General features: G+C 38.5%; 11 protein-coding genes. 6 read left to right on the forward strand and 5 right to left on the reverse strand.

Annotation, left to right across the window (positions count from 1 at the left end):
* Positions 1-139: 139 nt before the first annotated feature.
* Positions 140-664, forward strand: a complete 525-nt coding sequence (locus V9G42_08765) for a hypothetical protein (GenBank protein MEI2759501.1) — start codon at positions 140-142, stop codon at positions 662-664.
* A gap of 57 nt (positions 665-721) precedes the next feature.
* On the opposite strand, the gene V9G42_08770 is transcribed toward V9G42_08765, so the two are convergent.
* The 5 genes from V9G42_08770 to yidC form a co-directional block, all read right to left on the reverse strand.
* Positions 722-2,134 (reverse strand): bifunctional class I SAM-dependent methyltransferase/glycosyltransferase family 2 protein, encoded by a 1,413-nt coding sequence (locus V9G42_08770; GenBank protein ID MEI2759502.1) that lies wholly within the window; start codon positions 2,132-2,134, stop codon positions 722-724.
* Positions 2,135-2,143: 9 nt separating this feature from the next.
* The gene (locus V9G42_08775) at positions 2,144-2,800 is read right to left on the reverse strand and encodes a CoA transferase subunit B (protein ID MEI2759503.1); all 657 of its coding nucleotides are present in this window, start codon (positions 2,798-2,800) and stop codon (positions 2,144-2,146) included.
* Between the two features lie 44 nt (positions 2,801-2,844).
* Positions 2,845-3,198: a four helix bundle protein gene (locus V9G42_08780; protein ID MEI2759504.1), complete on the reverse strand. Its 354-nt coding sequence runs from the start codon at positions 3,196-3,198 to the stop codon at positions 2,845-2,847.
* A 290-nt stretch (positions 3,199-3,488) separates the two neighbouring features.
* Positions 3,489-4,196: a CoA transferase subunit A gene (locus V9G42_08785; protein ID MEI2759505.1), complete on the reverse strand. Its 708-nt coding sequence runs from the start codon at positions 4,194-4,196 to the stop codon at positions 3,489-3,491.
* 22 nt (positions 4,197-4,218) lie between these two features.
* Positions 4,219-6,072, reverse strand: a complete 1,854-nt coding sequence (yidC, locus tag V9G42_08790) for a membrane protein insertase YidC (protein MEI2759506.1) — start codon at positions 6,070-6,072, stop codon at positions 4,219-4,221.
* A 148-nt stretch (positions 6,073-6,220) separates the two neighbouring features.
* Here yidC and V9G42_08795 point away from each other — a divergent pair, with 148 nt between their 5' ends.
* From V9G42_08795 to V9G42_08815, 5 genes are all read left to right on the forward strand, one after another.
* Positions 6,221-7,564, forward strand: a complete 1,344-nt coding sequence (locus V9G42_08795; protein ID MEI2759507.1) for an RsmB/NOP family class I SAM-dependent RNA methyltransferase — start codon at positions 6,221-6,223, stop codon at positions 7,562-7,564.
* A 71-nt stretch (positions 7,565-7,635) separates the two neighbouring features.
* Positions 7,636-9,744 carry a tetratricopeptide repeat protein gene (locus V9G42_08800; protein ID MEI2759508.1) on the forward strand — a complete coding sequence of 703 codons (2,109 nt, stop codon included), beginning with the start codon at positions 7,636-7,638 and terminating at the stop codon, positions 9,742-9,744.
* Between the two features lie 153 nt (positions 9,745-9,897).
* The gene (locus V9G42_08805) at positions 9,898-10,896 is read left to right on the forward strand and encodes a hypothetical protein (protein MEI2759509.1); all 999 of its coding nucleotides are present in this window, start codon (positions 9,898-9,900) and stop codon (positions 10,894-10,896) included.
* 17 nt (positions 10,897-10,913) lie between these two features.
* On the forward strand, positions 10,914-12,059 hold the full coding sequence (locus tag V9G42_08810) for a carboxylate-amine ligase (GenBank protein ID MEI2759510.1): 1,146 nt from the start codon (positions 10,914-10,916) through the stop codon (positions 12,057-12,059).
* Entirely contained in the window at positions 12,059-12,898 is an 840-nt protein-coding gene (locus V9G42_08815) for a GMP synthase (GenBank protein MEI2759511.1), read from the forward strand. Before V9G42_08810 ends, V9G42_08815 begins: the two co-directional genes overlap by 1 nt.
* Positions 12,899-12,907 lie beyond the last annotated feature (9 nt).

Below are 12,907 nucleotides of genomic sequence, written 5' to 3' on the forward strand. Positions count from 1 at the left end.
ATAGCTAATAAAATAGTGCAGAGGTTTGCATAAGCACTAAAATTACGTCTTTTCACGTATTGCACGGTAGATTACTACCCTTCATTTTTGACAGTGCAATTAATACAATTATATTCTAAACATTTAAAAACAAAGTAGTATGAAAAAACTAATGATTATTGTATGTGCTGTTGCAATAACAGCATTAATGGGATGCGGAAAAGATGGCGAAACCGGCCCACAGGGCCCCGCAGGTGCTAACGGAACAAATGGCACCAATGGAAATGCCAATGTAAAACTGTTTATGTTTGGGCCTACTACGTTTACATCTGCTGATGATAATGAGACTTACAATTTACCATCAGCAGTAACTACCAATATGCTTGATTCAAGTTTGGTTTTATACTACCATAAAACATCTCCTACTTCTGCGTGGTATGCCACTCCCGGTTTAGGTAATAGTGCTCAATATCAAACCAGAGCATACACTTTATCCTCATCAAAAACTTTTATAATTGAAATTACCAATGCTGATGGTTCTAATTACACGGGTGTTTCGCGAACATTCACAAGTATAAAAGCCATTATTGTGCCCTCCTCCGACTACAGCGGCAACCGCCACTCAGGAGTTGATTTTAACAACTACGAAGCCACTATGAAACACTTTGGCTTCCCTTTAGACTAAGCTTATACTAAACCTGGCCACAAGGGTGTTTGCACAGTGCAGGCACCCTTTATTATTTTACACAAACTTAATCTTCCTTGCAGCAAAAGCACACATGCGGAGTAAAATAACACCATGTTTAAAACGCGAAATGTTGGTGCTGCCATAAGTGCGTTCGCGGTAGCGGATGGGTAGTTCTTGTATTTTTAGATTGAGTTTGTATGCGCCAAAAATCAAGTCGAAATCACCAAAGGGATCAAAGTCGCCAAAAAATTTACGGTTGGCAACCAAGCGGTCGTAGTCATCTCTGAAAATTACCTTGGTGCCACACAGTGTGTCTTTAAATGGTTGTTCGAGTAACCATGTAAATGCCTGACTGAAAAATTTGTTCCCCAACATATTTAAAAATCGCATGGCTTCTTTTTCCATAGGGTAAACCAATCGGCAACCATTGATAAAATCACCTTTGTTGCTGGCAATGGCTTCATAAAATTTAGGTAAGTCTTCTGGTGGCATGGTCAGGTCGGCATCAAGAATCATCAAAATGTCACCTTCGGCCATTGCAAATCCTTTTCTCACGGCATCGTTTTTTCCTTTGCCTTCTTGTTTACCAATTTTAATTTTATGTGATGTGGCGTATTTTCCGGCTACTTCGTTAATCCTGTCCCAGGTGTCATCGGTGCTGTTGCCTTCAATAAAAATAACTTCTTGCCATTTGCCAAATTTTGGTATTCGCAGTAGTCCATTTTCAATATTGCCACTTTCATTGCGTGCAGGTATCACTATGCTTACAGAATATTTTTGGCTGACATCTTCGGTGTCATTGGCAAGTGGTTTGGCAATAGAGTAGGTGTTGATGCACATGAGCCTGAACAATGGCAGCTTAGCAATAAACTTATTTATCAATGGCGAGAGCAAAGGAATATTTATGGGTAACAACATACGCCTTGACTCACGATAGCAATCAAAGCCGGCCAGAAACAAAAGGTTTCGAATGTCCATTCTGGTTAGCCAGTTCAGTTGTGGTGTCTTGGTTTTCAGTCCAAGATTTTCTGCCAGGCGTAAAAATGGCTCCCAAAGATGGTTGTGATAGGATACAATGATTTTTGTTCGCTCATGGCAAACTTTTTTCAGTTGCTCAAGAACAACTTGTACATCTTCCAGATAGCCTGTAAGATTTGAAAGAATGATTAAATCATATTTATCGTCAAGGGAGATATTTTCTGCGGCCATTACCTGAAAATCAATCTGTGGAAACTGTTTTTTTGCCTCTGTAATCATTGTAGGGCTGTAGTCAATGCCGGTTTTACGGGCAGCACGGATGTTGTTTAACAACTCACCGGTGCCACAGCCAACTTCCAAAACAGAAAATGTTTCGTGCGAAAAGTAGTTGCAATAAAATGTTATGTCGTTCCAGTAATAACGATGTTTATGCCTGTCACGAATTCTTTTCTCCGCTATTTTTTCAAAATGGTCAAGATATCTCATCATTGCCGGAAGTTAATCAATCACCATTTCCGGAATCTCACCTTCAACAATCAGTTTCCCGGCAGTGGCTTTTTTAATTTCTTCAATAGAAACTCCGGGTGCACGTTCCAGCAGTTTAAACCCATTGGTTGTAACATCCAGCACGGCAAGTTCAGTCACAATTCGTTTAATGCACTTGATGCCTGTGAGTGGTAAAGTGCACTTTGGTAATAATTTAGATTCGCCAGCTTTGTTAACATGCTGCATGGCAACAATGATGTTTTTAGCAGAAGCTACCAAGTCCATAGCACCACCCATACCTTTAACCATCTTGCCCGGAATTTTCCAATTGGCAATGTCGCCAGTTTCACTCACTTCCATTGCACCCAGAATGGTTAAATCCACTTTTTGGGCACGTATCATTCCAAAACTCATGGCAGAATCAAATATGGCAGAGCCTGGCAACAATGTTACGGTTTGTTTACCGGCATTAATCATGTCGGCATCTTCTTCGCCTTCATAAGGAAAAGGACCCATACCCAAAATTCCATTCTCAGACTGTAAGGTAACATTAACACCTTTAGGAATAAAGTTGGCTACCAGCGTTGGAATACCTATGCCAAGGTTTACATACATTCCGTCTTTAACTTCGCGGGCTATACGTTTTGCAATTGCGTTTTTGTCTAACATTTTATTTTTTTAAATTGTAATAAGATGACTAAGTGACGAGGTGATTAGGTTTTTATACTTTTAATAAGTCCATTGAGTAGAGCAGATACTTTGTCATTGAGTTGTTCGAGCTCTTTAAAATCTTTCTTTGATAAAAAACCTAATTCATTTGAAATAACTAGTAACGTATCTAACTCACTGCATGATCCTGATGATATATATAAAAACTGTTTGAATTCTTTTTTTGTGTTTCTGGCAGCACCCTCTGAAATATTACAGGCAATGGAAACGGATGCACGTCTTATTTGAGAAGTTACTCCAAATTTTTCGGCATCAGGAAAAGTTAGTGTAACCCTGTATATTAATTTGACCAATTGAATAGAGTTCTGCCATACAATTAATTTTTTATGTGGTCTCATTTATCTGATTCTCATTTCTAAATTTAAAACGCATGTCATTCATCACTTCATCACTTCATCACTTCATCACTTAGTCACTTCCTCACTCGGTCACTTCCTCACTCGGTCACTTCCTCACTCGGTCACTTCCTCACTCGGTCACTTCCTCACTTCCTCACTCGGTCACTTCCTCACTCGGTCACTTCCTCACTCGGTCACTTCCTCACTCGGTCACTTCCTCACTTCCTCACTTCCTCACTTCCTCACTTAGTCACTTCATCACTTCATCACTTCATCACTTCATCACTTAGTCACTTCTTCCTCACGGTTCGTTGTTCAATTCTCTTCTCATACTTCTCGCCCTGAAAGATACGATGTACATAAATTCCGGGTGTGTGAATATGATCAGGGTCTAATGTGCCGGCAGGTACCAGTTCTTCTACTTCTGCAATGGTTATTTTTCCTGCCATAGCCATCATTGGATTAAAATTACGTGCAGTGGAACGGTAAACTAGATTGCCTTCTGTATCACCTTTCCACGCTTTCACCAAGGCGGCATCTGCATCAAAGGCGTATTCCATTAAATATTCTTTTTCAACTCCATTAAAAGTAAAACGTCTTGTTTCTTTACCAATAGCTACCTCGGTGCCTACACCTGCAGGTGTAAAAATTACAGGCATGCCATATCCAGCGGCCATACAGCGTGTAGCCAATGTGCCTTGAGGTATCAGTTCCACTTCCATTTCACCACTCAGCATCAGTCTTTCAAACTCTGCATTTTCTCCAACATAGCTTGATATCATTTTTTTGATTTGTTTTTTTTGCAATAACAAACCCAAACCAAAGTCATCAACACCGGCATTGTTAGATATACAAGTTAAACCGGTTATACCTTTTCGCACTAAGGCTGCAATACAATTTTCCGGAATGCCACAAAGTCCAAAGCCTCCAACCATCAGGGTCATGCCATCGCGAAAGTCTTTAATGGCGTCATCAACATTTTTTACAATTTTATTCATAACTACATTGCTTTTTACTTTATTATTTTTTCACTCCTCTTTCTTTAGCCATTTTCTCCAGTCGCTCCTGAAACTTTGATTTTTTTACAGGCTTCTTTTTGTTTTCCTGGATTTTTGCATGGATGGCTTTTTCATCAACAAATGATTTAAACAAGTATTGCTGTCCGAAGGTAATCATATTTGCTAAAAAGTAATAATAACTTAATCCGGAAGAGTAGTTGTTGAAAATACCTAAAAACATAATTGGCATCAGGTACATTACATATTTCATGGATGGATTGGTAGCAGCAGTCATTTGCATATTCATGCGTGTATAGATGAGTGTTGACACCGTCATGAGAATGGTAAACAAACTCACATGGTCGCCATAAAATGGAATGTTGAAAGGTAAATCAAGAATAGAGTCGTAGGTGCTCAAATCTTTTGCCCATAGAAAACCTTCTTGCCGCAATTCAATAGATGCAGGAAAGAAACGGAACATGGCAATTAGAATTGGCATTTGTAGCACCATAGGTAAACAACCACCTAATGGACTTACTCCGGCTTTACGATATAATGTCATTGTTTCTTGCTGCAGTTTCATTGGGTCGGATTTGAACTTAGCTTGTATCTCCGACATTTCCGGTTGCAACACTTTCATTTTTGCAGTACTGATATATGACTTGTATGTTAACGGTAACAACACAATTTTAATCAGTACAGTTAGGATTAAAATGATAATACCATAATTGATGTTAAAACTATTCAGAACGTTAAACACAGGAATCACAGCAAAACGATTTACCCAGCCGAAAATTCCCCATCCAAGCGGAACAAGTTTTTCCATTCCGATGTGGTATTTATTTAGCGTTTGATAATGATTAGGGCCATAATAAAAACTCATGCCTGTACTTTCATTAGTCTGATGACTGAAAGGAATGGTAAAGTTGGCATGCATCATTCGCACAGCACCCTCGTTGGCAATAACAGTACTGTTAATTCTTGTCGGGCTTTCAAATGCCTGGTCGGCAATTAATACACTGGAGAAATATTGCTGCTTAAATCCAACCCACTGAACCTTTGTTTTTAATTCTATTCCATCATCTTTGGTTTCACTCAAATGGTCAACTTCTTCGTCAGTATAGCGGTAGTAGATTGTAGAAACAGCGCTTTCATTTTGATGACTCTTCTCCTGCTGCAATAGTTTCTGATTCCAGTTTAGCTCCATATATCCGGCATTGGAAGCTACCAATGTGCCCATGTTTACGAAGTTAATTTTAAAGCCTACACGATAGTCATCACCTTTTAATGAATAGATATATTCAATATAACGGCCTTCACCTGCATTTAACTTTAAAGAAACAGACTGCGAGTCTTTACCTGTTACGGTGATTCCTTTTTCGGGTAAATCAAAATATAAATCCCCTGTAGAAATCATTCTGTTTTCTGAAAAGAAGCTAAGGCTGAATTGGGAGCTATCTCCATTGTTCAACACCAAAGGTTTTCCCTCACCGGTTTTATATTTTTTTAATTCTACATAATCTATCTGCCCGCCTTTGTTTTTAAGCTTTAATTTCAACAAATCACTTTCCAGCGTAATACTTTTGCTTTCGCCCGTTGCAGCTAAGGCAAACGCTCCAAAATTGTCTGTGATTTTTGTTTGCGCTATTGAGTCATTGTTTAAGGTGTCTGCAATTGCTGCTGTATCTGCTTTTAGAGCAGTTATAGACTTGGCTGCAAGTTTCAAACTATCCTGATGCTTTTTTTCAACCAATACAATTGAGTCCTGCTTTCTTTTTGCTGTTTCCTGTTCTTCTTTTGAAGGCTGATTGAAGATTGAAAAACCAATCAACACAGCCATAATTAACACTACTCCTAAAATCGAATTTCTATCCATATTTTTAAAAAAACAGGGCAAAGATAATAAATGCAGCATAGGAGGAGGTGATGTGGAATTCAGAATATGGCTGTAACTCAGAGTGATATAAAACTATGTAGATTCATGTATTTTTACAGCCACAATTTATTTTATAACAGACTTGTTGTTGCCAATAGAATTTCTGGAGTCATTACCACTTTCTGAATCAGAAAAAGAGCTGTTTGTGCAGTCATTACAAAGTCCTGTGCCGGTGTCAATACGGGTAAATCCAAAAAAGATTGTTGAGTCTTTTTCAGGTATTTCTGTGCCATGGTGCAGGCAAGGTTTTTTTCTGATACAGCGTCCGGTTTTTACTCTCGATCCATTGTTTCATTCGGGAGCATACTATGTTCAAGAAGCTTCGAGCATGTTCTTGGAGCAGGTAATTTTGCAACTTAATCTCTGTAAAACACCACTAAATGTTCTGGATGCTTGTGCTGCACCGGGAGGAAAAACAACACATTTATTGTCGTTATTGCATCCGGAGTCTCTTGTTGTGGCAAATGAAGTTATTGCATCCCGTGCCCCAATACTTGTAGAGAATGCTATACGGTGGGGTTATTCCAACTTAGTTATCACCCGCGGAGATGCAGGGCTTTTTAAACGATTGGAAAATATTTTTGATGTCATTGTTTGCGATGCTCCCTGCTCGGGTGAAGGGCTGTTTAGAAAAGATGCAGGAGCTATAAGCGAGTGGAGTCTGCAAAATGTAGAATATTGTTCTTTACGTCAACAACGAATTGTCAATGATTTGTGGGATTCATTAAAGCCCGGAGGTTACTTTATTTACTCAACCTGCACATCAAATCTGACAGAGAATGAAACCAATGTTCAGCAATTTATTAAGAAGCATCATGCTGAGTGTATAAAACTTAATGTTAAAGATTTTCCTGGAGTTGAAGAGTTTCAAAGAGAAGATGCTGTTATGTATCGTTTCTTTCCGCATAAAACGGGGACAGAAATATTTTCATTAGCAGTGCTAAGAAAGCCTGATGTAGGTAATGCAAATTCAGAAAGAGTTCTTCCTAAGAATTTAAAACTAGCAGATAAAGTTCAAACAGACCTGGTGAAAAAACATATTGCTAGGGGAGAGGATATGTTTTGTTTTATACATGACAATCATATCAGGTTTATGCCTATGAGCTTAAAAAAGACATTAAGCCAGTTGCTAAATATGCCGGTAATTCATGCCGGAACAGCAGCCTTTGAAATTAAGGATAAAAATTTATTGCCTTCATTTGAGTTTGCCTTGTCAACAGAAATCATACAAGAAAAATTCTGTAGGGCAGAAGTTGATAAAACCACAATGTTAAAACTGCTCAAAGGTGAAACGCGTTTGTTGGATTCTTTACCATTAGGTCAGCATTTGATAGTTTATCAAAACTTACCAATGATGTTTTTAAAAAAAATAGCAGGGCGTGTTAATGTTAACTACCCACGTGCATGGTTTATAAGAATGAACATTGAATAGGTTGAAAAATGCTTTGGGAGTAGTGCTGTATTTTTTGTAATTTCACTTTACTTTGTTTCAAACATCACAGAATGAAAAAAAAGGCAACGGTTGCAAAGCAAGTAAATCAGGTTAAAACGCAGTCAGGTATTAAGTTATCACAATTAAAAAAATACCTTGGATTATTGCTTGCTGCAATAGCATTTCTGCTTTATGCAAATACACTCAATCACGATTACACTGTTGATGATGGCACTGTAATGCAAAACAACAAAATTGTCAAGAAGGGCATAAGTGCAATACCTGAAATTTTTACAACAGCATATCGCAAAGGATTTTGGGACAGGAATGAAAGTTTGTATCGTCCTTTGTCTGTGGCAATGTTTGCTGTTGAGTGGCAGATTGCTCCTGAAAACCCTGCTATCGGACATTGGGTTAATGTTTTGCTTTATGCTCTCACAGCAGGAGTATTGTTTCTTTTTCTGACCAATCTTCTTAAAGACGACTGGCTGTTTGCATTCATCGCCACACTCATTTATGTCGTACACCCAATTCATACAGAGGTTGTAGCAAATATTAAAAGCCGTGATGAAGTTCTTTGTTTTTTATTTTTAGTTCTCTCATTTAATTGCTTTTTAAAGTTCCTGGACAGGGCAAAACCTGTCTATGCCTTAGGGGTATTGTTTTATTTTATTTTATCGCTTCTGTCAAAGGAAAGCTCTGTTACTGCAATAGTCATATTTCCGTTGATTGCCTATTTCTTCAGACAGCAAACAATTGGTAGAAGTATTAAATTGTCATGGTCACCGGCCATTGCCATTGCTGTTTATCTGACATTGCGCTTTGTTGTGCTTAAAGGAATCTCTAACTTTAATGAAATATTGCCAATTAACAATTCAATTGTTAATTCACAAAACTATCTTCAACAATTAGCAACAGCCGTTTTGATTGCCGGAAAATATTTGTATTTACTGATCATTCCTTATCCGTTGTCGTTCGATTATTCATACAACACTTTTCCTATTGTAGATTTTTCAGAAGTAAAGGCATTACAGTCGTTGGCAAGCTATGTTTTTTTATTGGTTATGGCTATTAAAGGAGTTAAGTCACGCAGCAGGTTTTCATTTGGTATTTTTTATTTTTTACTTACCATGAGCATTGTAAGTAATGTGTTTTTTCTGATTGAATCTGTAATGGCAGAGCGATTTACCTATCTTCCATCATTAGGCATCTGCATCGCATTGACATCAGTTCTTTTTTCTTTCTTTAAAATTGACATTGTTATTAGTGAAAGAATAGATATCAATAAAATTTTAGCAGCAAATAAATTATTTTTCGGAATGATATTACTTGTTTTTGTTGTTTATAGTGGAATGACAGTAGCGAGGAATGCGAAATGGAAAAACAATCTGACCTTGCTGGCAACGGATGTAAAGACATGTCCTGAAAGTGCGCGGATAAGATATGCTTACGGCAGTGCCATACTTATAGAACAGGCTTTGAAAGAAAAGGATCAGTCAAAGAAGATGAATCTTCTTGATAAAAGTATTGAGCAATTGGAGAAGGGAGTAGCTATTTTGCCAACTTATTCCGAGGCTTTTTATCATCTTGGATTGGCTTATAAAGAACGAGAAAACTATGCAAAAGCTATTGAGAGTTTTGAACATGCCGCAAAGAGCAAAACATTTACCGATCCGCAGTTTTTTATTTCATGGGGTGTTGCTTGCGGAAAAGCAAAACGTTATCAGGAAAGTGTAAAAGCTTTGAACCATGCCATAGACCTTGACCCTTCTGCAAAAGAAGCCTATCTGAATTTAGGTGTGTTTTATGATGAAATGCAAGAATCGGATAAAGCAGAAGCGTCTTTAATGAAGGTGATTAAAATAGATTCACTTTCGGACGGAGCATATTATAATTTAGGTAATGTTTATGCCCATAGGAATAATTTTGCTATGGCAATACAGAATTATAAAAAGGCATTGGCAATTAATCCAACCAATGAGGATGCAGTTAACAACACAGGAAACAGTTATGCTGCTTTGCAAGATTATGAAAATGCAATAGTTTATTTCAGGAAAGCAATTGAATTGAATCCTGCTAATGCGAAAGCATTAAACAATTTGGGTGTTACCTTAGTGTTGACAGGAAAGAAAGAGGAGGGTGAGCAGTTTATTGCAAGGGCCAAGAGTGTCGGCAGTTAATTTTGTGGTTTTATTCAACTTGCTCGACCTGAAAGGAATGAATGAGTCATTTTACGATATTCCCTCAAGATGAGGTGTAGTACCAACTTTTACACTTCTTGTTCATACGCTTCTGTTTGTTATTTTTGTGCGATAACACATATACATTGTACAATGAAGAAAATAGGCGTTTTGTTCGGACAGGAGAATAGCTTTCCACCGGCAGTTGTAGAACGAATTAACTCAAAAAATATTGATGGCATTATGGCCGAGGCAGTTCAGGTTGACAAGGTGGTGCAGGGAATGCCTATGGACTATGCTGTGATTGTTGACAGAATTTCGCACGATGTGCCTTTTTATCGTGGTATGTTGAAGAATGCTGCCATCTGTGGAACAGCAGTGCTTAACAATCCTTTCTGGAACAGTGCCGATGAGAAATTTTTTAATAACTGTCTTGCCACTAAAATTGGTGTACCCGTACCCAAAACGGTTCTGCTGCCAAGTAATGTTCATCCGCCTGATACTAATGAAAATTCTTTCAGAAACCTGAAGATGCCTTTGGATTGGGATAATATTTTTAAGTACATTGGTTTTCCCGCCTATATGAAACCGTTTGCAGGTGGTGGATGGAAAAATGTGTATAAATGTAATGATGCTGCGGATTTTTATAACAAACATCAAGAGACAGGTCTGTTGGTAATGCTCCTGCAGGAAGAGATTGTTTTTGATCAATATTTCCGTTGTTATTGTATTGGTGGCAAACGCATAAAGATTATGCGTTATGAGCCACGCAACCCTCACCATCTGCGCTATGTGGTTGATGGTCCTGCACCTGAGCAACATATTCTCGATATAGTTGAAGAATATACTTTTAAGCTTTGTAATGCATTGGGTTATGACATCAATACTGTTGAGTTTGCCATTCGTGATGGTGTGCCTTATGCCATAGACTTCTGCAATCCCGCCCCCGATGCCGACCGCCATAGTGTAGGTGAAGAAAATTTTAATTGGGTTATTGATGCTGTTGCCGATATGTGTATTGAGAAAGCACTGACACATCGCGAAGGACAAGATAACTTAACATGGGGTGCTTTTGTTAAACATGCTGCACAAGGGCATATTGTGAGTAAGCAGAATATGGATGCAATGATGGAATCTTACACAATGAAATAAACATCCCTGAATAAAGTATGGCATACATCAATAAAAAATTCAGACTACCTCAGTTTACACTCGGTGTAGAAGAAGAGTTTCAGGTGATTGATCCGAAAACAAGAGAGTTGCGATCGCACATGCATCAGATTGTTGAAGGTGGCAAAGTAATTTTAAAAGAGCAGGTAAAGGCCGAAATGCATCAGAGTGTTGTGGAGGTGGGAACAAACATCTGCAAAGATGTTTCTGAAGCAAGAAAGGAAGTTACCTATCTGCGTCAGATGGTGGCTAAGTTGGCGCATAAACAAGGACTGGTGATTGCAGCTGCCGGCACACACCCATTTTCGCGCTGGCAGGATCAGCTCATTACCGACCATCCACGTTATGAAGAAATTATTCGCGAGATGCAGGACGCTGCAAGAAGCAATCTCATTTTTGGATTGCACGTGCACATTGGAATTGACGATAGAGAAATTGGTATCAGACTGATGAATCAGGCACGATATTTCTTACCACACATTTTTGCACTCTCTACCAACTCACCGTTTTGGGAAGGAAGAAATACAGGTTTTAAGTCTTTTAGAACCAAGGTTTTTGATAAATTTCCGAGGACAGGTATTCCGGACGAGTTTTCGAGTGCTGCTGAATATGATGCTTATATTCAGTTGCTGGTAAAGACAAATTGTATGGATAATGCCAAGAAAGTGTGGTGGGATATTCGATTGCATCCGTTCTTCAATACCATAGAATTCAGAATTTGCGATATTCCGATGCGTATTGAAGAAACTATTACACTGGCAGCTATCATGCAGGGCATCATCGCCAAGTTGTATTTGTTGATGCAGTTTAATCTGAGTTTCAGAACCTATTCCAGAGCATTAATCAATGAAAATAAATGGCGTGCCGCACGTTATGGTATTGATGACAAATTGATTGATTTCGGTAAAGAAAAAGAGGTAGAAACGCAATTGCTGATTGAAGAAATTACAGAGTTTATTGATGATGTTGTGGGCGATTTAGGTTCACGCAAGGAGGTAAATCATGTTTTTAATATGATGAAGAATGGTACCGGTGCCGACAGGCAATTGGCAGTTTTTGAGAAAACCGGAGACCTGAAAAAGGTGGTAGATTACATAATAAGTGAAACAAATATTGATATTCCCGTAAAAAAGGGAAAAAAGTAATGACAAATTTTATTCCTGTGCGCGTTGCAGTGCTCGATTTGTATAATGGTGAACCCAACGAAGGCATGCGCAGCATCGGCACCATTCTTGACCGATTCAGTAAGTTTATTGAATGTAGTTTTTTTGATGTCAGACAAAAGAATGAAGTGCCTGATTTAAGCTACGATATCTATATATCATCAGGAGGTCCTGGTTGTCCTTTGCCGGCAGGTGATGAGTGGGAAGAACCATTTTATGCTCTTTGGGATAAACTCTTAGCGCACAATGCTGACGCTGACAATAAAAAGAAATATGCCTTTCTGATATGTCATTCCTTTCAGATGATGGCACATCATTTAGGCTTTGGAGTAGTGAGTGAAAGACATTCTCCCTCGTTCGGAATTTTTCCCATTCACAAAACTGAAGATGGGAATAATGACAGAATTATTGGCCGTCTTCCTGAACCGTTTTTTGCAGTTGACTCCAGAGAATGGCAGGTGACCACACCTGACATAGATAAAATAGTACGTAGTGGTGGCAAATTACTTTGCCTTGAAAAAATCAGACCCCATGTTCCCTTTGAGCGTGCAATTATGGGACTTCGGTTCAGTGATGAAATATTGGGAGTGCAATTTCATCCGGAAGCAGATGCAGAGGGAATGTACCGCTATTTTAATCGCCCTGATAAAAAGGAAAAAATTATTGAGCACTACAGCAGCGAAAAATATTATGACATGATTGAGTCGCTTAGTGATCCAAATAAAATTGAGCTGACGCACCATGCCATTATTCCTTGCTTTTTGGCCGATGCCATAGAGCATTTAAATCCACAATTAAAGAAGCAAAAGGCAACCGTTTAAATATCGGTA

This window comes from Bacteroidia bacterium (assembly GCA_037045145.1).
Lineage (GTDB): Bacteria > Bacteroidota > Bacteroidia > AKYH767-A > OLB10 > OLB10.

Bases quoted from the DNA above. Each gene is read 5' to 3' on its own strand.
- yidC (MEI2759506.1), bottom strand. From the start codon at position 6,072: ATGGATAGAAATTCGATTTTAGGAGTAGTGTTAATTATGGCTGTGTTG.
- V9G42_08775 (MEI2759503.1), bottom strand. From the start codon at position 2,800: ATGTTAGACAAAAACGCAATTGCAAAACGTATAGCCCGCGAAGTTAAA.
- V9G42_08780 (MEI2759504.1), bottom strand. From the start codon at position 3,198: ATGAGACCACATAAAAAATTAATTGTATGGCAGAACTCTATTCAATTG.
- V9G42_08800 (MEI2759508.1), top strand. From the start codon at position 7,636: ATGAAAAAAAAGGCAACGGTTGCAAAGCAAGTAAATCAGGTTAAAACG.
- V9G42_08805 (MEI2759509.1), top strand. From the start codon at position 9,898: ATGAAGAAAATAGGCGTTTTGTTCGGACAGGAGAATAGCTTTCCACCG.
- V9G42_08810 (MEI2759510.1), top strand. From the start codon at position 10,914: ATGGCATACATCAATAAAAAATTCAGACTACCTCAGTTTACACTCGGT.
- V9G42_08765 (MEI2759501.1), top strand. From the start codon at position 140: ATGAAAAAACTAATGATTATTGTATGTGCTGTTGCAATAACAGCATTA.
- V9G42_08785 (MEI2759505.1), bottom strand. From the start codon at position 4,196: ATGAATAAAATTGTAAAAAATGTTGATGACGCCATTAAAGACTTTCGC.
- V9G42_08770 (MEI2759502.1), bottom strand. From the start codon at position 2,134: ATGATGAGATATCTTGACCATTTTGAAAAAATAGCGGAGAAAAGAATT.
- V9G42_08815 (MEI2759511.1), top strand. From the start codon at position 12,059: ATGACAAATTTTATTCCTGTGCGCGTTGCAGTGCTCGATTTGTATAAT.